The sequence below is a fragment of the Anaerococcus ihuae genome, from assembly GCF_928368155.1.
Taxonomy (GTDB): domain Bacteria; phylum Bacillota; class Clostridia; order Tissierellales; family Peptoniphilaceae; genus Anaerococcus; species Anaerococcus ihuae.
Map to the genome: position 1 here is coordinate 413,436 of NZ_CAKMRU010000001.1, position 21,565 is coordinate 435,000.

Genomic DNA, 21,565 nt, shown 5'->3' on the forward strand with positions numbered 1-21,565 from the left:
TGGCAATGAAAACAATAGGTATACTTACTAGTGGTGGAGATGCACCTGGAATGAATTCGGCGATTAGAGCTGCAGTAAGAACAGCCCTAAATAGCGGAATGAGAGTAAAAGGAATAAGGAATGGATATGATGGCTTGATGAAAGGTGATATTTATGAAATGAATGTTTCATCTGTTGCTGATATTATCCACAAGGGTGGTACAATTCTTGGTACTGCAAGATCTACTGAATTTAAAAATGCAGAAGGTCAAAAAAGAGGAGCTCAAATTCTTAAAGATTATGGAATTGAAGGCCTTATAGTTATTGGTGGAGATGGATCATACAAGGGGGCAAAGGCTCTTAGTGATTTGGGAATTAAAACTATAGGAATTCCAGGAACAATAGATAATGATATGGGCTATACTGATTTTACAATTGGATTTTTTACTGCAATTGAAACAGTTACAGATGCAATTGGAAAATTAAGAGATACTTCATCATCTCACGGAAGAGCTGTTGTAATTGAGGTTATGGGCCGTAACTGTGGAGATTTGGCTTTATATTCAGGAATTGCTGGTGGAGCAGAATCAATCATAGTACCAGAACATAAGTTTTCAATTGATGAAATTGTAGAAAAAGTAAATCATGGAAGAAAAAGAGGAAAGTTACACCACCTTATAGTTTTGGCTGAAGGTGTTGGAAATCCATATACAGTTGCAAAAGAAGTTGAAGAAAGAAGTGGAGTTGAAACAAAAGTTACAGTCTTAGGCCACGTTCAAAGAGGTGGATCACCATCTGCAGTTGATAGATTACTAGGATCAATTATGGGAGCCAAAGCTACAGAATTATTAAATGAAGAAAAAACAAATATAGCCTTGGGTTATGTAGACGGAAAAATTACTCAAGTTAGTATTGACGAAGCAGTTTCAACAAAAGGCGATTTTAATGAAAGTCTTTATGAACTAGCTAATAAATTGTCTAAATAAGAAAGGTAAGGATAAGTTATGAAACCAGATATTTTAAAGAAAACTAAAATCATATGTACAATAGGACCAGCTTCTGAATCACCAGAAGTTTTGGAACAATTAATAAAAAATGGAATGAATGTTGCAAGATTAAATTTCTCTCATGGATCTCATGAAGAACATCTTGAAAAAATCAAAACAATCAAAAGATTAAGAAGAAAATTAAATGTTCCTTTGGGACTAATGCTTGATACAAAAGGACCAGAAATAAGAATTGGTACATTTGAAGAAAAAGAATATTTCTTAAAACCAGATGATATTTTTACAATAACTACAAGAGATGTTGTTGGAAATAAAGATATAGTTTCTGTTTCTTATCCAGGTTTACCAAATGATGTAGAAAAAGGATCAATTATTTCTGTTGATGATGGTTTAATTCAACTTGAAGTTGTAGAAATAAAAGATGGAACAGATATTGTTTGTAGAGTACAAAACAATGGTGTAATCTCAGACCATAAGGGAGTAAACCTCCCTGGAAGAGTTACAAATCTTCCAGCAATCACTCCAAAAGATGTTGATGATATAAAATTTGGTATAGAAAATGGCATCGATATGATTGCTGCATCATTTATTAGAAAAAAAGAAGATATATATGATATAAGAAAAGTTCTTGAAGATCACGGTGGAGAAGATATTTTGATTTTATCAAAAATTGAATCTCAAGAAGGTGTAGATAATCTTGATGAAATAATTGAAGCAAGTGATGGAATTATGGTTGCCAGAGGAGATTTGGGAGTTGAAATTAGAACTGAGCTTATTCCTCTTGTACAAAAAGAAGTAATAAGAAAATGTAATAAGGCTGCAAAACCAGTAATTACTGCTACACAAATGCTTGATTCAATGCAAAGAAATCCAAGACCTACAAGGGCAGAAACAACTGACGTTGCAAATGCAATTATAGATGGAACAGACTGTGTAATGCTTTCAGGAGAAACAGCAGCAGGAAAATATCCAATAGAAGCCGTAAAAACTATGAGAGATATTTGTATAACAACAGAGCTTTCTGACGACTTTGAAGAAAATATTTATAAAACAGAAATTGATAGAGAAATTACAACAACAAATGCTATTTCAAAATCAACATGTACAATTGCAAGCCAATTAAAAGCAAAAGCAATAATAACATGTACAGCTTCAGGAAATACAGCAAAAGCAGTTTCAAAATTTAGACCAAGAACAAATATAATTGCTTGTACAATTGATGAAAAAGTTGCAAGAAGATTATCAGTATCTTGGGGAGTTTATCCAATAATAGTAGAAAAAGCTCATGAAACAGATGAATTAATCGAAAGAGCTATAGTTGGATCATTAAAAGAAAATTACGTTCAAGAAGGAGACCTTACAGTTTTAACTGCAGGAATTCCACTAGGAGTTTCAGGTACATCAAACTTAATAAAAGTTCATGTAATTGGAGATATAATTGCAAACGGAACCGGAGTTGGTAACAAATCCGTTTCAGGAAAAGTAGTTGTAGGATCAACAAAAGAAGAACTTGAAGGAAAATTTGAAGATGGAGATATAATAGTTTCAAAATATACCGACAAGGATATTAACGAATTTATGGAAAGATCTTCAGGAGTGATTGCAGAAAACGGAGGACTAACAAGTCATACAGCAGTTGTAGCAATTCATTTTGGAATACCAGCAATACTAGGTGTAAAAAATATTACAAACCTATTGGAAGATGGAGATATAATAACAATTGATCCACTTGGAGGAATAATCTACAAGGGAGAAGCAAAGGTATTATAATGGAAATAAAAGATATCAAAATAATTGATATCCTACAAGACGGTAGGGGAGTTGCAAGAACAGAAAGTAAAACTGCTTTTGTAGAAAAAGCAGTCTACGGAGAAATTTGTAATATAAAAGTAAATAAAGAAAAAAAGAATTTCTTTGAAGCAGAAAAAATAAAAACTTTAAAGAAATCTCCCTACTACAGAAAACCACCATGTCCATATTTTTATGAATGTGGTGGTTGTTCTATTATGGATATAAATTATAAAAGTCAAATAGAATTAAAGAAAAATTTAATAAAAAATGCTCTGCTTAAATCAGCAAAAATAAATATAGAAGAATTAGAAATTATTGAAAGCAAAGAATTTTCATATAGAAACAAAATAAGACTACAAATAACAAAAGAAGGAAAACTTGCCTATAACAAAAAATATTCCAATGACCTCGTAGAAATAAAAGATTGTCTTTTGGCAAAAGATTTAATTAGAGAAAATTTAGGGAAAATTGAAAATATAACAAAAGAAATTTCAAAAAAATATCCAAATAGTCTTGAAGAAATAACAATAAGAGCAAACGATAAAGAAATTCTTTTAAATATAAAAATAAAAGACGAAAAAATAATCCCTTACATAAAAAATCAATACAAAAATTCATATTTTAATATTAATCTAATAAATAAAAAAGAAAAAACAAACATTTCAGGCAAAAATTACCTCATATACAATCTTTTAGGAAAAAAATTTAAAATCACCATGAACGATTTTTACCAAGTAAACGATAATATGACAGAAAAATTATACAAAACAGCCAAAGATTTCCTAGGAGAAAATCAAAAAGTATTGGATTTATTTTGTGGATCAGCAACAAGCTCCATTGCTATAAATGGTGACAATGTTGTAGGAATAGAAATAAATAAAAATGCCATAAAAGATGCAAAAGGAAATGCAAAAGAAAATGGCCTAAAAGATTATAAATTTATAGCCAAAAACGCAAACTACATAGACCATAAATTTATAAAAAAAGAAAAAATAGACGCCATAGTTCTAGATCCACCAAGAGCTGGTCTTGATAAAGAAATAATAAAAACCATAGCAAAAACAAAAATAAAAAATATAGTCTACATATCCTGCAACCCACAAACACTCGCAAGAGATATAAATAGATTTCAAAATAAGGGTTATAAATTAGATAAAATAAAAGCTTGCGATATGTTTTCTGAGACTATGCACGCGGAAGTTATAGCGTTGATACAAAAGATGTAAATTTAGAAATCCTGCATTTTAAACAGTTTTATAAGCATTTTGTCTTCGATAAAGATGAAGAAGGATATGTAAAAAAGACTCAAAAAAACTACATGGACGTAAGAGTAGTTTTGAGACTAGTATGAGGAAACACAAAAAATATATTTAACTCATTTTGTACTTTCTACAAGAGTAGCTTAAAAGGCTGCTCTTTTTTTCTAAAAAGTTGGTACATATAAATTTTAAATATTACGAATAATATAAAATCTAATTTCCGAAAAGCAGAAGTCCAGATTTCCGAAAATCGGAATTCAAGAACTCCGAATATCGGAGAGTAACTATAATAATATTAGTAATATTGAGTTAAGAAAGAATAATTTTAGAAAGGGAGTAAGGATTCGTTACATCCTTTTCAAAATATGAAACATTCACAAGCCGACTTTACATATTCGCTTTTATAACATATAATAAAAGCGTAAACGAGAGGAGGCGGACTATGAATACACTTAAAGAATATATCCAAGAAAATTTAGTAATCACCAACAAAGAAGCAGAAGAACTTGGATATACTAGGCATAATCTATCAGAATTAACAAAAATCGGACAATTAGAAAGATTAAGACCAGGTCTATATCAATTAAAAGGAAAAGTAATAGACGATTTTGTTTTAATATCATCAAATAGTAATCGAATTATATTTTCACATCAAACAGCCCTCTATCTCCACGACCTATCAGATAGAACTCCAAATGTATTTCATATATCTGTGCCCCAAGGCTATAATGCAAGCCATATCAAAAAAAGATATGAGGATCTACAAGTTCACTATGTAAAAAAAGACTTATACGAACTAGGAAAGACAGAAATAAAATCACCACAAGGCAACCTTATTCCAGTTTACGATATAGATCGAACAATTTGCGATATCATAATAGACAGAGAAAAAATAGATAAGCAAATTTTTACAGAAGCCATAAAAAGATACTTTAAATCACAAAATAAAAATCTAAGACGACTCATAAAATACAGTAGATTATTTAAAATAGAAAATGAAATTAGAAAATACATGGAGGTATTATCGTGATTAATATCGAGAGTATAAAGGGCAAGATAAGAAGTCTGGCAGAGAAGAAAAATAGTATAAACATGTGATGCTATAATATTTGTATTAGCATTATCGGGTATAATTTAATAAATCCTTGTACAATTTAAATGAAAGGTGGTAGAAATATGGATATAATGAAATCTTTTAACTTAGCAATAGACTATATTGAAGATAACTTAACTGATGAACTTGATGAAAAAGAAATAACACGGATAACAGGATATTCATTTCCAATGTTTTCAAGAATATTTTCAATCATATCAGGATATTCATTATCTGAATATATAAGATTAAGAAAGATGACAAATGCTGCAATTGATTTAAAAAATTCAGATAAAAGAATTATAGATATTGCAATAAAATATGGCTATAATTCTCAGGATTCTTTTGCTTTAGCTTTTAAAAGTTTTCATAAGCTAACTCCAGGTCAAGTAAAAAAAGGAGAAAAGTATCAATATTTCCCAAGAATCTACTTTTCAATTTCAGTTCAAGGAGGAAATCAAATGGATATTAAGATTGAGAAAAAGAAAGCGTTTAAAGTAGCTGGTATTAAATCAGATGTAACTAAAAGTTCAAATTTCCCAAAAGTTTGGGATAGACTGGTTGAAAAAGTACCAAGAGAAAAATTTGAAGAGTTTGGTAATGGTCAAATCTTTGGCGTAGGATATGACTATATAATGGATGAAGAAGATTCATTTATATACTTAGCTGGTTTTGATTTAACGGATGAAGTAAAAGCTGAGGAGTTAGGGTTAGACATACTCAGCATTCCTGAAAAAGAGTATGCTATTGTAAGCTTAGAAGGTCCTATACCAAAGTGCATTCACGAAGGATGGAAGTATATTATTTCATATTTCTTCCCTAAAGAAGGATATAGACATGATGAAAGTCCTGATTTTGAAGTATATGGAGATGGAGACCCTAATTCAGAAGATTATCAAATGGAATTATGGGTTCCTATAGCAAAAGAGTAATTTAAATTTGTTTAACGGCATCTATCAAATGGTAGGTGCTTTTTTGATTGCTATTAGTAAAAATAGGAATGAGTAAAAATTCCTATGAAACTTGACCTAACAACGGGAGAAGTAACAATACCAAGGGAAATAGAATATACCTATCCCTGTATCTTTAGCAAAGAAAATATAAAAATAATGTTATACCTATTAGAAACAATTTTAGCTGAAAAATACGAAACCATAAGTCAGAAGAAATATAACAACAACACGAATGAGAGACTTTTATGACCTATACACTCTCTACAAGCTGAAAAAAGATGAGATAGATTATGAAATTTTAAAAGAAGCAATAGAGAGAACCTCAAAAAAAGAGGAAGTCAGGAGATAATGAAAGACTATGAGGAAATAATCGAGGACATAAAAGAAGATTCATACCTAAGATCCTTGTGGGAAGTATATCTGAGTGAAAATAAGTATATTGGAGATCTGAGCTTTGATAAGGTTGTTGATGTGGTAACAACTTTATCAAATAGGATTAATGAGATGTAATTTAACAGACACTGTCTGGCATATCATAGATAAAAAATATTAAGTATTAGAGAAGTGAAATGATTTTATTTTTTTAAGCATAAATTTTACATCAAGGAGAACGTTTTTTTTTGACGTATATTTAATGGTATAATAGAATAAATAAAAGATTTAAGTAGGATGTAGTGATATCATTTAATTATAAAATGTTATTACAAAAATAAAAGAATTAGGTATGATAAATAGTGAATTTATGGAAAAGCAAAATTAGGAAAATTACATTTTATAAATTAAGACAGACAAAATTTAATTACAGATGTTCTGTTTTTGATATTTTTGAATTAGAAGGCATACAGAAGATTATAGAGTGATTTTTGAAAAAACTAATTAAATATTATAAAGGTTACATTATAAATGCATGACGACATAAAAGTGAGGTGATTATATTGGAATATTCGAACTATTATATGAATTTACCATTAGATTTAGCAGGTAGTAGAACGAAAAATAGATTTAGAGTTGAATTGTTGTGGGGAGTTGGTAAATTAATTGATGCATATAAGCTGTACGATGACTATACAATTGTGTTTGATTTCAAATGTGATATTGAATTGCATCGTGATAATGGTCTTGATTTTTACCAGGTGAAAACAATAAATAGAGGTAATCATAGTTCTAAAACACTAACTAAGAGAAAAGGAAATAGTAGATCTATTTTGGGAACATTGTATGCTCTTTACAACCCAAATCATAATATAAAGCTGGCTGTAGTTTGTAATAAGCATTTGAAAATTGATAGTAAAGAAGATTTAAGGCAAGAAGTTTGTTTAGGTGAGTTGGACAAAACAGTAATAGATTTTATTGAAGATAAATTGCAAGAAGAACTAAAGTTATCAGAAGTCATTCTTGATAATGTTTTTTATGTATGTGAAAGTATGGACTTAACAAATCCTCATTATGCTTTGCTTGGAAAGTTAATTGAAGCTTTCCAAGAAATAAAAAATGAAGAACCTAATAATCCTAATGCTTTATTTCGATTAGTATCTGATACAGCTCAGAAAAAAGCTTCTTATGAGATGGCAATCACTAATTATAATGATGTACTAGAATTAAAAGGAATTTCTAAAAATGAGTTTAATAAAATGCTTGAATCTCATAGGAAAAAATCTATAACAGGCATTGAGCAGGTTAAAGATTATATTAAAACTTTATTCCCATCAGAAAGAAGATTATATAATCAAGCTTTAACTAATTTACTGGAAATTGATCAAAGCCATGAGTTGAATGTATTAAAGATATCAATTTTTGAGTATATTGAAGGGAATATAGATAAGATAAAAAACGAAAATGACCTTTTTAATATTTTAAATAATGTATTTGATAGTGAATTCCCTATAGAATACACAAAATACATGAAAAAAGTATTTTATTTAATGGTATTTTATTTATACACAGAGGGAGGTGATATTTAATGGATGTTATTTTCAATAAAATATATATTTTTGATATTTTAACTAAAGAGGCTTTTGTTACATGTTTTGAAAAAGGTTTAAATATTGTTACTTCTAGTAACATTGATGGAACAGATAGAGGGAAGTCAGTCTTGTTACGTAGTTTATATCATACTTTGGGTGCTGATGCCCACTTCGATAAAAAATGGAAAAATGAAGATAAAGTATATATTTTAGAGTTTTCGGTTAACGATAATATATATTTTATATATCGCCATAAAAAGTTATTCAAAGTATTTAATGATGTTTTTAAGATATTATTTCAAACATCAACTATAATTGAGTTATCATATTTTTTAAGCAATATTTGGGATTTTGAAATATTTTTACCGAATAGAAGGACTGAGAAGCTGGAGATTGCTCCACCAGCATATACATATGTAATGAATTTTATTGACCAAGATTATTATGATGGAACATACTTTAGTTCCTTTAAGAGATTAGGACAATATCAAAATTTTAAACCTGATGTAATATATGCACAATTTGGAATATATGATAAGAATTATTTTGAACATGTTGAAAGTAAACAAAATTTATTGGAACGTATAAATGATTCAGAAGACGCATACAGAGAAACTAGTAGAATGAAAGAAAAAGTATCTAAACTATTAGGTAATATTGTTGTGCCTGAAAATTTAAAAGAGCTTGAAAGGGAGCTTTCTATTAGAACAAAGGAATATGATTATATTCTGAATTCTATTAATAAATTTAGGTATGAGCTTACAAATTTACGAAATGAAAAGTATGAGCTTGAAATTGCATTGAACCAAATTGAAAGGTTTAAGAATAAAAAGGAAAAAGAAATAAAGTATATTTTAAATACAGATATATGTCCTGAATGCCATTCAGTTTTGAAAGATACAACTGATCTTAGAAGTAAAAGATACAATTCAATTGAGGATTCGTTATATATAAAGGACAGCATATATGAGGATATAGAAAAGATTTCAAAATCAATTTTACAAATAGAGGGTAGTTATAAAGAGTTTTTAGATAAGTTGGAATCATACAAGAAAAACATTGGTATAGCTAAGACAGAAATAAAAAATTATAGCAGCTATATGGGGCTAAATGAACTATATAATAGTTTAAATTTAGAGTTATTTAATGAGTTTAATTTGCAAGGAGAACTTAAAGAGAAACTAGAAAATATTGAGGAAGACTTGAAGGAAGTATCTAAAATTAAATCGGATATCAATAAAAAATATTATGATATGATTGATAGGGAAGTCTTAAAGTTTGGATTGAATGAGTTAGAGGAAGCACAATATAAAGCAATTAATCGAGTTTTTTGTGCAAGTGGAAGTAATAAACCAATTTCAACAGTTATATGGTATTTTATACTTAATGATATTAAAAAAATTTTTAATAATAAATGCTTGAATTTACCTATGGTATTAGATAGCCCTAAGAATGCGGAGATGGATTATGATAAGGCACAATCCTTAATTGAATATATATTAGATAATTCATCAAATTATACCCAATTGATTTTTTCATCAATTGGGTTTGAAAGAAGGAATTTTGAATTTGAAAGCGAAATAAATATTATAGAGCTAAAGAATGACAAATATCAGTTGCTTGATTCTGAAACTTTCTCAAAATATAAATATGTTTTAGAAAATGCTTTAAGTGCCCAATTGATTAAATAGTAAGATAAAATCACCTATATATCTACATCCTAGTCTACATGAATAAATAATTTTTTTCTTATTTTATAAAGTTTAACGATATTGTATTTTTATTAAGAATACTCTTGCAAAAGGGTATTCTTTTTTTATTGCTTACTTTAGTGAATTGAGCGAACGAAAGAATTCATGTGGAGGAAATTAGCTTTAGCTTCAAGCACCAAGAAAACATCCTTAAAGTATAATTTTGATAATAGCATGGAAGCTGGATATGCAAAGATTATATAGTATTTGCACAAAAAAATAAGCTGAAATTAATTTCAGCTTAAGCTTGACTTTTGTTAGCAGGTTTTTGTTTCAAAAAATGCTATAGAATATGATCTTTCGTGTTTTCATAAACTGAATATGGGCAGTAGATGGATGACATTTAAATGAAGAAACCAAGACTTTTTCATCAGTTTTTTCACTCTTGGTTATATAATCTATTGCCAAATTTAGAGTTGATTTTATAGGATGTATTTTTGTAATTGCCATACTAATCACCAGAACTTTCTTTTGATTTATTAAGAAGTAGGGAATGGATCTGCCATATTTCCCTTGATAATTTTTCTATCTGATTATTCATAGATTCAATTTCATATTTGTAAATAACACCAGTTGTATTAGTAGCTTTTGCAATCTGATTTATATTATTTGTTGCATTTGAAAGTAACCATTGTAGGTTTCTAAATGGTTCTAAATCTACAACGTAGATCTCTTTTTCTAATACGCATTTTCTAAGAAAGTGGGACATAGTTTTGCAGTTTGCAAGTCTCATTTTCTTTTCAAAAACTTCCTTTTCTTCATCTGTTAAATATATTTTTAGTTGATTATTTCTTTTTCTATTATCCATAGTATATCTCCTTATCATAAAATATTGGGGTCTTAGGGCTCTCCCTAACAAGGTAAAATTGATAAAAAAAGAAGCAGTCCATAAAGGTTCTGCTTCATCAATTTTTCGTAAGTGGGTACTCACTTACTGTGCTTGCTATTAAAGTTATAAGCGTTAAGCGTTTATTCAATTTTATTGATTATACCGCATTTAAAGAAATTAATAAAGAAGTATAAGCGAAGCTATTGACAATGATTATCAGTGTTGATATAATAATACCGACAATAGTGTCGGTTTGGAGGTTATTTATGAAATGAAAATGGAAGCTGAAGAAAGAAAAAAGCAGATTATACAAGCAGCTATGAAAGTCTTTTTGGATAAGGGATTTAGAAATACAGTTATGAATGACATTATGGAAGCTACTGGGCTTTCTAGAGGTGGGTTGTATCATCATTATGGTTCTACCTATGAAATTTTATACGACATTATGTTAGAAGGAAATAAATACAGAGAGAAGATAATCTATGATGAGATGAATAATACAAGTCAGGATTTTAGCGAAGTTTTATCTGAGATTATTTTAGAAAAAATGCTATATCAGAGTGACTATGTTTCAATTTATGCAATGTTTTTGCAGGAATTAAATCATGACGATAAGTTAAAAGACTTATATAAGAAACTAAAAAAATCATCATCTGATAGTATTCTAATGTTATTTGATGAAGATGTAAGAGGTGAATTAAGTGAAGCTATCGAATTAATAACTGATTTGATTAACACATTTATTCTAGGTTGTGAAGTTCTAAATGCAAGAGAAAATTTTGTGAAGAATAAATTTGCATTAAAAAAAATGATAGGAATTATCTTAGATAATAATGCTAAGTAAATCTTAGGGTTTACTCAGAAAGAAAAAATATATCTTAAATTGGAGGTTTATATGAAATTAAAAGATATCGTACAAGTTACAATTTTTACAGTAGTGGCGTTTATATTAAACATGGCTGTATCAACAGCCACAGGAATGTTAGGAACTTTATCCTTATATATAGCTGCAGGATTTTCTTCCTTTGTAGTAGCTCCGCCATTTATAATTATGGCTAAAAAATTACAAAAAAGAGGAATAGCTTTTATATTTTTCATGTTGCTGGGTGTATTTTATGCATTAAGTGGATATTGGCCAATGCTTATAGTAAATGCCATCGCAGCTATTGTAGCAGAATTAATTATAGGTAACTATAAAAATGATAATAGAGTTGCCTTAGCAGTATCTGCTGGAATGTTTGTTATTTCAATGCATGCAATGACATTTGTAAGACTACTTGGACCAGAAAAAATTGTTGAAGTTTTTAGCGTATTTACTAAAGAACAGGCTGCCTTTATGGATGCCTTTTTTACACCAAAGGCAATGCTAATCTCAATAGGCATTAATATTGTCTTGGTATTAATAGCAGGAAGATTTGGATTATATATAAATAATAAGTTTTTTAAAAAGAGTAAAAAATCAGGAATATTGTAATGGAAAAAATAAGGAGAGATGACAACTGTCTTGTAAATCCTATAATCTTATTTGTTTTAATTTTAGCGTTTTCGATTATATTATTTATAACAGATGATATTGGCTACTATATTATGGTAGGAATATCAATGTTTCTAACTTTAACTTTTTCCTTAAAACAATTTATTAAACAACTAGCAACAGTTCTTATCTTGTTAATTGTTGGCAAAACATTAACTATTACAGACTTAGGAATAGGTGGAAATGCAATTTTAGGTCTTGTAGAAATCGTATTAAAACTCTTTCCGATATTTATTATTGGCGGTATTCTTGTGAATACATCACCGCTTAAAATGATGAGTTCACTTAAGTTTTTACACATTCCAAATGTGTTTGCTCTAAGCATAGTGATAGGAATGAAGTTTATATCAGAGATGGGGTTAAGGATTAAAGAAATAAAGAATGGCATGAAGGTAAGGGGGCTAAGATTAAGTCCCCTCCATCCTGTTAGGTCTTTTGAACTTTACTTCATCCCTCTTATCTATAAATGTTTGCAAGTGAGTGAAACTTTGACTTCATCTATTATATCTAAAGGAGCAGAATATAGAGGGGAAAGGACTAATTATCATAAAATAACTTTTAAATTTTTTGATATCGTATTCTTACTTTTAGCTATTTTCTTATTGTGGAGGTCAATATGAATGTAATAGAAGCAGATATTAAAAAATTCTCTTATGACGGAAATGATAAGGTAATTTTAAAAGATATAGAGCTAAATATTAAAGAAGGGGAACTTGTTGTTATAAGTGGTTTATCTGGTTGTGGAAAAACTACGCTAACAAGAATATTAAATGGCTTAATTCCGAATCATTATCAAGGACAATTATATGGACAAGTATCTATTTTAGGAAAAAATATTTCGCAATATAACAATGGAGAATTGGCAAAGTATATAGGAAATGTTTTTCAAAATCCAACAGATCAGTTTTTCGCAAATATTGTTGAGGATGAGCTTGCCTTTGTTGGAGAAAATTTAGGAATGGAGCTTTCAGAATTAAAGAAAAGAGTTGATGACTCTTTGAGTGTGATGGGAATTGAAAATTTAAAATATAGAAATATCAATTCTTTATCAGGTGGACAAAAGCAAAAAGTTGCTATCTCATCTACTCTTGTTTATGATACTAAAATAATTTTCTTTGATGAACCATCATCAAATTTAGACTATAGGGGAATAGTCGAACTTAAGAATATTCTTGAAAAATTAAAATCATTAGGAAAAACGATAATAATATCTGAGCATAGATTGTTCTATTTAAATGATTTATATGATCGTTTTTTGTATATGAAAGATGGTAAAATCGAAAAAGTTTTTAAAAAAGGTGAATTAACAGAAAAGGATTGTAAAAATTACTCTTTAAGAACAATTAACTATAATTTTTTGCTATCTGAAAATATTGATAATTGCAAAAATGTAGTTGAGGATATAAGAGGAGCTGGTATTTCTATTGGTAAAAAAGAATTAATAAAAAATTTAAATATAAGCTTATATGAAAATGAGATAATGGCGATTATAGGTAAAAATGGAGTAGGTAAAACGACTCTTGCAAGATCTTTAGCTGGTTTATTAAACTTTAAAGGCAAGACAAGCTTTGGGAGAAATAAAAAAGAAAGATTAAGAAACTCTTATTATATGATGCAAGATGTAGAATACCAAATATTTTTTGATACGGTGGAAAATGAGCTTTTACAAAAAGATAGAATTAATGACGTTGGATATTTAAATAGACTTAGAAACGAATTAAAACATATTGACCTTTGGGAAAATAGGTATGACCATCCACAAAATCTATCTGGTGGACAAAAACAAAGACTTGCACTATTAACTGCTTGTTTAAGTGGTAGAAAACTAATAATTCTTGATGAACCTACGTCAGGTTTAGATTACAAGAGAATGAATGATATTTCTGAAATAATAAAAAGATATTCAAAAATATATCCTTTTGCCATAATAACTCATGATATAGAACTTATTTTTAAAGTTTGTAATTCTGTGTTAATGCTTGAAGAAGATGGATATAAGAAAGTATATGTTCAGGGACATGAAAAAGAAATTTTGAAATTTATTAAAGATGGACTGATTGTGTAAGGAGTTGATTTTTTGAAACAAGATATGAAAGAACAATTATTAAGCAAAAGACCTATAGACCTACTTTTTCAATTATCTATCCCTGCTGTAATAGGAATGATAGTAATAGGTCTTTATCCACTAATGGATGGAATTTTTGCAGGAAATATTATAGGACAAACTGCAATGACAGCTTGTGGTGTAGCTATGCCACTTACCTTTTTTAATAGTGGAGTATCTACACTCATAGGTGTAGGTTCAGCATCAGTTTTATCAAGAGCTATAGGAAAGGGTGACCAAAAAACAGTTGATAAAATTATGGGGAATTTAATCTTTTGGGTTATTCTATTCTCATCAATTATTACAATAGGCGGAATTTTACTTGCACCACATTTTTTAGATATGGTTGGAGCAAGTGGAGAAATTAAAGAATATGGTATCAGATATTTACGAGTAATTTTCATTGGTTCTTTATTTGTAAACTTTACTCAATCAGCAAACATGGTTATGCGTGGAGAAGGATTAATGAAAAAAGCAATGCTCATTATGGGGCTAGGGGCTTTTTTAAACATAATTCTTGATCCAATTCTAATGAAATTAATGGGAAGATACGCAATAGAAGGGGCTGCACTTGCAACTATTACAGCACAATTTGTTCAAGCGATAATAACACTCCATTACTTCAAATATAAAAGTAAAGCAGTAAAAATAAATAAAATCAAACCTGATCAGGAAATAAAAAAAGAAATGTTTGGCGTAGGGTCATCTGCTATGATGATGCAAATTTTATTTATGATTCAACAAACAATGCTATATAAAATGTCATTTAAATATGGAGGAGATACAAATGCTATCTTAATGGCAGCAACTTTAAGAATATATGCCTTTTCCTTTATTCCACTTTGGGGAATGAGTCAAGGCTTGCAACCTGTTGTTGGTACAAACTTTGGAGCAAAAAGATATGACAGGGTAAAGGAGGCAATGAAGGTATTCTCCATTGGAGGACTTGTTCTTGCAGCCATATTTTGGCTACCAGTCTTATTATTTTCAAAAAACATCCTTTCCCTATTTGGAGTAGAAGAAAGTATTATAACTCAGGGAGTAGGAAACTTTAGACTATTTTATTCTATATTTATCTTATATGGAGTAATGGTTATGTCTATAACATTCTTCCAAGCAATAGGAAATGCTAAAAAGGCAGGCATAATCGTCATGCTAAGACAATTATTTTTATTCGTTCCTGCCATGATTATTCTACCAATGACATTTGGAGTTAAGGCAGTATGGTTTGCTGAACCTCTTGTAGATTTAATTATGATTTTAGCTGGAATAGCAATGATGATTGGAGAGCTTAATAGAATGCCCTCTGAAATAAAAAAAATATAATAAACTATTTAAAAATATTACTAAAGGAGGTTTTAAAGTGAATTTAGTAAAAGAATATGTAAATAAAAGAAAAGGCTCATATTTTATGTCAATCTTACTGGCAATAATTGGAGTAGTGGCTGGGCTTTTTTCTTATATATACATGGCGAAAATTATTGTGAATTTGATTAATGGCATAAGGGATATTAGCTTATATACTCCCCTATGCATAAATATTTTAATAACATTTGTTATTAAAGAAGTGGCAGCAGGAATATCAACAAGTATTTCCCATACCGCAACTTTTAACTCATTAGGAGAAATCAGAAATGATATTTCTAAGAAACTTTTCAAGATGCCATTGGGAGATGTTCTTTCAAGATCATCTGGAGAATTAAAAAATATTATAGTTGAGCAAGTTGATTCTATGGAAACTTCACTTGCCCACCTAGTGCCAGAATTTACGGCAAATTTAGTAGGACCTATTCTATTATTTATTTATATGTTTACCTTAGATTGGCGATTGACCTTGCTATCACTAATTCCATTTGTGGTAGGAATGTCTATTATGATGTCTGTTATGAACGCTCATTATAAAGAAATGTTTGGAAAGTCAGTTGCTATTGGTCAACATATGAATAATTCCATTGTTGAGTATATAAATGGGATAGAAGTAATAAAGACCTTTAATCAAAGCGAATCATCTTATAAAAAATATGCTGATGCAGTTTATGATAATGCAAGCTTTTATTATAACTGGATGGGTGAATCTATGAATAGGGTTGCCATAGGTAGATTACTTTCTCCTATGGGAATTATTACAATCATACCCTTTGGGATTTTATTTTATATAAATGGAAGTATTGATTTAGGAAATTTAATTACCTTAATCGTCTTATCCTTTGCTACGGTTTCTAGCATTTTAAAAATCATGAACTATATGGATGATATGTCAAGAATATCAACTATAACTTCTGAAATAGGAAAAATTTTAGATTCAAGAGAGTTAGAAAATATTGACAAGGGAGAAAAAATAGAATCCTATAATATAGAACTTCAAGATGTAGACTTTTCTTACGATGGAAAAAAGAAAGTCATTGATAATCTTTCTATGGAAATAAAAGAATCTAATGTTTCAGCCCTCGTTGGTCCTTCTGGGTCAGGCAAGTCCACAATAGCAAAACTTATTGCTGGATTTTGGAATGTAGATAAGGGATCTATTAAAATTGGCGGAGTAGAAACAAAAGATGTGTCGCTCGAAAACTTGTCTTCACTTATTTCTTTTGTATCCCAAGACAATTTCCTCTTTGATATGACTATAAAGGAAAATATTAGGCTTGGAAATAAGAATGCCTCTGACGAAGAAATTATAGATGTATGTAAAAAATCTGCCTGCCATGATTTTATTATGAATCTATCTAACGGTTATGATACAAGAGTTGGCGAAGGTGGAGGTCATCTATCTGGAGGAGAAAGACAAAGGATATCTATTGCTCGTGCCATGCTAAAAAATGCACCAATTGTAATTTTAGATGAAGCAACTTCTTATATAGATCCTGAAAATGAAGCTCTCATACAAAACGCCTTGGCAAATCTAGTTAAGGGTAAAACTTTAATCATAATCGCTCATAGGCTAAAGACAATTGTTGATGCAGATAGGATATTTGTTATTAAAGATGGCAAATTAAATTCTTATGGTACTCATGAAGAACTATTAAAGTCATCAGAACTTTATAAGGAAATGTATGCTGCAAATTTAAGGGGTGATGAAAATGCTTAATGTGTTTAAAAAGATATGGAATTTTTCAAAAGAAGAACAGGTAAATATTAAGAAATCCATTCTCGCTGGATTTTTGCACGCAGTATTTAATGCCCTTGAGTTTGGTGCAATTTACTATATGCTAGTAAATATATTCTCTAAAACTTTAGACTATAAGGCAATCTTTATTTGCCTTGGAATCTTAATAGTTTCCCTTGTTGGAAAAATCATGACACAAAAATCATCTCAAATGGCACAAACTCACGCGGGATATTTTATGGCTGCCCATAAGAGAATAGAAATAGGCGAGAAGATAAAAAGAGTTCCCATGGGTTTCTTTTCAGACTTTTCACTGGGAAGACTTACAAGTATTGCCACATCTAATCTTTCCCAAGCAGAGCAATGGGTGCCTATGCTACTGGTTCTTGTACTTGGTGGAGTTTTAAATACTTTAGTCTTTCTCCTTGGAACTTTAATATTTAATGTAAAGGTAGGGTTTGTTGCAGTAGCAGGTGTGGTAGTATTTTTCATCGTTACATCAATGATGGAGAAAAAATCATCAGCTAATGCAGACAAAATGACAGAAACGCAGACAAGACTTACAAAAGAAGTATTAGCAACTTTACAAGGAATGCAGGTTATAAAATCTTATAATCTTGGTGGAGAAAATAACAGGGCTTTGAGAAAGTCTATAAAAGATACATCAAGAATACTCTTAGACCTGGAGAAATCTGTAGCACCATACACAGTTATTCAAAGAATTGTAATGGGAATAACAACAGTAGCTATGGTCTATGTATCTTTAAAATTAAATTTATCTGGTGAACTTCCACTTGCTGAAACAATTCTTATGATTATGGCATCCTTTATTATCTTTGAAGGCTTAATCGGGGCAGGATCAAACATGGCAATCCTAAGAGCTTGCGAAAATGCCATAGATTCTGTAGGTTTTATCGACTCTATGCCTGATATGAGAGAAGGAAGTATTACAGAGCCTATAAAAAATCATGATATAGTCTTTAAAAATGTCAGCTTTTCTTATGATGACAGACCAATTTTAAAAAATGTATCAGCAGAGATAAAAGAAAATACCATGACTGCCATAGTTGGTCCATCTGGATCTGGTAAGACCACATTTTGTAATCTCATAGCAAGATTTTGGGATGTAAACTCTGGCGAAATTTTAATAGGTGGAAAGAATATTAAAGATTATAAGATAGAAAACCTTATGGATTCAATTTCCATGGTATTTCAAGATGTATATCTATTTGAAGATACAATTGAAAATAATATAAAATTTGGAAAACAAAATGCAAGCCATGAAGAAGTTGTAGAAGCTGCAAAAAAAGCAAGATGTCATGAATTTATAGAAGCTTTACCAGAAGGATATGACACTATCATTGGGGAAGGTGGAGCAAGCCTATCTGGTGGAGAAAAACAAAGAATTTCTATTGCAAGAGCTATGCTAAAAGATGCAGACATAATTATATTTGATGAAGCAACAGCAAATATAGACCCAGAAAATGAAGATAAACTTAAAGAAGCAATTGAATCATTAACAAAAAACAAAACAGTAATTATGATTGCCCACAGACTAAAAACCATAAGAAATGCAGATCAAATTTTAGTTTTAAAAGATGGGGAAATAGTAGAACGTGGAAATCATGAAGAACTGATTAAAAATAATGGACTTTATTCTGACCTTATAAATGCAAAAGCTAAGGCGGAATCATGGAAATTAAATAATTGATAGGAAGAAATATTAAAGTCTTTAAACAGTAAAATTTAGAAAATAGGATTTATGCCTAATAGCATAAGTCCTCTTTTTATGTTCAAATTAATCATTGAAACTCAAAAATACTATAAAAAAATAAAAATTCTGGTTACCAAAGAGGGCAAATTTCACTTTATAAAGTGAGGGGTATTTGTCATCTTTCTATAAGAATCAAAATACTTTGAAGTGTGAAGATTCTTGAAATTGATTATGTGAGATTAGTATATTTTAAATTTAATCCACTTAACAAGGTAAAAAAATTAACTTACATAGGAGGTTAAAATGCAAGCAATAAAGATTTATAGTATGAGAGTTGCTATTTTATGTAGACTTTATGATCTTAAATTAATTAATGATAAGGAATATACAAAAATTAAGAACAGGCTAGAAAATGATTATAAGAAGAGAGATAGAAAGTAGTCAATCTTGTGATATAATAACACTGTAGAAAGATACAAAATGGGAAGGAGGTAAAATGAATACTAAAGTAAAATTAATAAAAGCTTCAAATACAGGAGCTAGAAATAGAAATGCACTACATTTAGATTTAAAACGAGTTGCAGCATATTGTCGAGTTAGCACTGATAGTAAAGATCAACTTGAATCATATAAATCGCAAGTTAATTATTACACAAATCTAATAAAAAATAATAAGAACTGGACTCTGGCTGGTATATATGCAGATGAAGCAACAACAGGAACAACTGCTACTAAAAGAGCAGATTTCATGAGGCTAATAAGTGATTGCCAAAATGGAGATATAGACATGATAATTACTAAATCTATATCAAGATTTGCTAGAAATACATTAGATACCCTAAAGTATGTAAGACTATTAAAGGAAAACAATGTTGGAGTAGTATTTGAAGAAGAAAATATAGATACTGTGACAATGGATGGAGAGTTACTATTAACAATATTAAGTTCAGTAGCTCAACAAGAAGTAGAAAATACCTCAGCCCATGTAAAAAAAGGACTGAAAATGAAAATGGAAAAAGGGGAGCTTATTGGTTTTCAAGGTTGCCTTGGATATGATTATGACCCTATAACAAAAAGCATCTCTATAAATGAAGAAGAAGCCAAAATTGTTAGATATATCTTTAAAAGATATTTAGAAGGCAATGGCGGCTCAGTCATTGGTAGAGAACTAGAAGAGCAAGGATATCTCACCCCGAGAGGTAAAACAAAATGGTCTGATACTACAGTGTTAGGAATAATTAAAAATGAAAAGTATATTGGCGATATACTAATGGGAAAGACCTTCACAGTTGATCCCATAACAAAAAGAAGACTAGCAAACTTTGGTGAATCTGATAAATATCACATTGAAAATCATCACGAGCCAATTATATCAAGAGAAGATTTTGAAAAGGCACAGGAGATTAGACTTAGGAGAGCACAAAACAGAAACACCATAGCTAACAAGGATAGAAAAAGAGAAAAACTATCAAGACAATATGCTTTTTCAAGTATGCTTGAATGTGGATTTTGTGGAGAAATACTTTCAAGAAGAACTTGGCATACAAGTTCAATTTACAAAAAAATAAACTGGCAATGTGTAAGGTCAACTAAAAAAGGTAAAAAATATTGCCCTCATTCAAAAGGAATACAAGAAGCAGCAATAGAAAAAGCATTTGTTGAAAGCTATAGGCAATTATGCCATGCAGATTCAACAGTAATAGATGACTTTTTAAAAATTGTTGAAGAAGAAATAAATGATAATACTTTAGTCAAAGATTTGAAAAAGATAGAAAATGAATTAAACAGAATCATTAGTCAAGAAAGAAAGTTAGTTGATCTTCATTTAGAAGATAGTATAGACGAAGAAGTTTATGCTAAAAAGTATAAAAAACTTACAAAACAAAAAGAAGAATTACTTGATGAAAAGAAAACACTAGAGCTAACTATCAAAGATGAAAACTCTATTAAAGAAAGACTAAAGCAATTTAAAAAGGTCTTAGAAAACAAAGAAATTATAGAGGAATTTAATAGAACAGTATTTGAAAGCATAGTTGATAAAGTCGTGGTGGGTAGAATTGACAAAGACGGAACAGTTCATCCTTATGACTTAACATTCTATTTCAAAACAGGAGTTAAAGATAGTCAAGATTCTAATAATTTCAAAGATAAAAGAAAAAATGCCAAAGACAATGACATTAATAAATTGTGCTCCTACAAGAATGACGAGGATAAAAAATTATGTTCCCAAGCAAAAGACAACGCACGTGGAGACTGTAGTATTGATGTCAAGAAAATAAGAATATAAAATTATATGTTATTTATATTTATCTAGGAATTAGGAGAAAATAATGATAAGGAAATTAGGAAATGTTAACTTATCAAGTTATATTTTGGGGGAAAGTTTTATTGAACATCAAATAAAAATAGGATTAGACAGATTTAGTGGATAGTTTTAGTGTGATGGGTATGTCAAATCTATATGAATAATTCCTATACTAACGG

The 21,565-nt window shown here is 29.6% G+C and carries 17 protein-coding genes and 2 pseudogenes; 17 read left to right on the forward strand and 2 right to left on the reverse strand.

Annotation, left to right across the window (positions count from 1 at the left end):
• Positions 1–5: 5 nt before the first annotated feature.
• From pfkA to L6653_RS01955, 8 genes and pseudogenes are all read left to right on the forward strand, one after another.
• Positions 6–965 (forward strand): 6-phosphofructokinase, encoded by a 960-nt coding sequence (gene pfkA, locus L6653_RS01920; protein WP_058990556.1) that lies wholly within the window; start codon positions 6–8, stop codon positions 963–965.
• An 18-nt stretch (positions 966–983) separates the two neighbouring features.
• Positions 984–2,756, forward strand: a complete 1,773-nt coding sequence (gene pyk / locus L6653_RS01925; protein WP_236785273.1) for a pyruvate kinase — start codon at positions 984–986, stop codon at positions 2,754–2,756.
• Positions 2,756–4,003, forward strand: a complete 1,248-nt coding sequence (rlmD, locus tag L6653_RS01930) for a 23S rRNA (uracil(1939)-C(5))-methyltransferase RlmD (RefSeq protein WP_236785274.1) — start codon at positions 2,756–2,758, stop codon at positions 4,001–4,003. Before pyk ends, rlmD begins: the two co-directional genes overlap by 1 nt.
• A gap of 475 nt (positions 4,004–4,478) precedes the next feature.
• On the forward strand, positions 4,479–5,066 hold the full coding sequence (locus L6653_RS01935) for a type IV toxin-antitoxin system AbiEi family antitoxin domain-containing protein (RefSeq protein WP_023054946.1): 588 nt from the start codon (positions 4,479–4,481) through the stop codon (positions 5,064–5,066).
• Positions 5,067–5,212: 146 nt separating this feature from the next.
• On the forward strand, positions 5,213–6,061 hold the full coding sequence (locus tag L6653_RS01940) for an AraC family transcriptional regulator (protein WP_236785275.1): 849 nt from the start codon (positions 5,213–5,215) through the stop codon (positions 6,059–6,061).
• A gap of 65 nt (positions 6,062–6,126) precedes the next feature.
• A pseudogene (locus tag L6653_RS01945) lies at positions 6,127–6,592 on the forward strand (nucleotidyl transferase AbiEii/AbiGii toxin family protein); the annotation flags it as partial.
• 416 nt (positions 6,593–7,008) lie between these two features.
• Entirely contained in the window at positions 7,009–8,043 is a 1,035-nt protein-coding gene (locus L6653_RS01950) for a DUF4297 domain-containing protein (RefSeq protein ID WP_236785276.1), read from the forward strand.
• Complete coding sequence (locus L6653_RS01955; RefSeq protein WP_004838629.1) at positions 8,043–9,737, forward strand: hypothetical protein; 1,695 nt, start codon at positions 8,043–8,045, stop codon at positions 9,735–9,737. The genes L6653_RS01950 and L6653_RS01955 overlap by 1 nt, the downstream gene beginning before the upstream one ends.
• Positions 9,738–10,094: 357 nt before the next feature.
• Here the strand turns inward: L6653_RS01955 and L6653_RS01960 are convergent.
• Positions 10,095–10,247, reverse strand: a pseudogene (locus L6653_RS01960) (relaxase); the annotation flags it as partial.
• A 1-nt stretch (position 10,248) separates the two neighbouring features.
• Positions 10,249–10,605, reverse strand: coding sequence for a plasmid mobilization protein (locus tag L6653_RS01965; protein ID WP_110058796.1), 357 nt, complete (start codon positions 10,603–10,605; stop codon positions 10,249–10,251).
• Between the two features lie 292 nt (positions 10,606–10,897).
• Between L6653_RS01965 and L6653_RS01970 the strand changes: the two genes are divergently transcribed.
• From L6653_RS01970 to L6653_RS02010, 9 genes are all read left to right on the forward strand, one after another.
• Positions 10,898–11,470 carry a TetR/AcrR family transcriptional regulator gene (locus L6653_RS01970; protein WP_236785277.1) on the forward strand — a complete coding sequence of 191 codons (573 nt, stop codon included), beginning with the start codon at positions 10,898–10,900 and terminating at the stop codon, positions 11,468–11,470.
• 51 nt (positions 11,471–11,521) lie between these two features.
• A complete protein-coding gene (locus L6653_RS01975; protein WP_002838928.1) occupies positions 11,522–12,100 on the forward strand; it encodes an MptD family putative ECF transporter S component in 579 nt (192 codons plus the stop codon).
• Complete coding sequence (locus L6653_RS01980) at positions 12,100–12,780, forward strand: energy-coupling factor transporter transmembrane component T family protein (RefSeq protein WP_101749677.1); 681 nt, start codon at positions 12,100–12,102, stop codon at positions 12,778–12,780. The genes L6653_RS01975 and L6653_RS01980 overlap by 1 nt, the downstream gene beginning before the upstream one ends.
• Positions 12,777–14,225, forward strand: a complete 1,449-nt coding sequence (locus L6653_RS01985; RefSeq protein ID WP_023060232.1) for an ABC transporter ATP-binding protein — start codon at positions 12,777–12,779, stop codon at positions 14,223–14,225. Before L6653_RS01980 ends, L6653_RS01985 begins: the two co-directional genes overlap by 4 nt.
• A gap of 12 nt (positions 14,226–14,237) precedes the next feature.
• Positions 14,238–15,590 (forward strand): MATE family efflux transporter, encoded by a 1,353-nt coding sequence (locus L6653_RS01990; protein WP_236785278.1) that lies wholly within the window; start codon positions 14,238–14,240, stop codon positions 15,588–15,590.
• 37 nt (positions 15,591–15,627) lie between these two features.
• Positions 15,628–17,349, forward strand: a complete 1,722-nt coding sequence (locus tag L6653_RS01995) for an ABC transporter ATP-binding protein (protein ID WP_236785279.1) — start codon at positions 15,628–15,630, stop codon at positions 17,347–17,349.
• Positions 17,342–19,078, forward strand: coding sequence for an ABC transporter ATP-binding protein (locus L6653_RS02000; protein ID WP_236785280.1), 1,737 nt, complete (start codon positions 17,342–17,344; stop codon positions 19,076–19,078). The genes L6653_RS01995 and L6653_RS02000 overlap by 8 nt, the downstream gene beginning before the upstream one ends.
• A gap of 306 nt (positions 19,079–19,384) precedes the next feature.
• Positions 19,385–19,522, forward strand: coding sequence for a hypothetical protein (locus L6653_RS02005; RefSeq protein ID WP_236785281.1), 138 nt, complete (start codon positions 19,385–19,387; stop codon positions 19,520–19,522).
• Between the two features lie 55 nt (positions 19,523–19,577).
• Positions 19,578–21,368: a recombinase family protein gene (locus L6653_RS02010; protein ID WP_236785282.1), complete on the forward strand. Its 1,791-nt coding sequence runs from the start codon at positions 19,578–19,580 to the stop codon at positions 21,366–21,368.
• Positions 21,369–21,565: the final 197 nt, after the last annotated feature.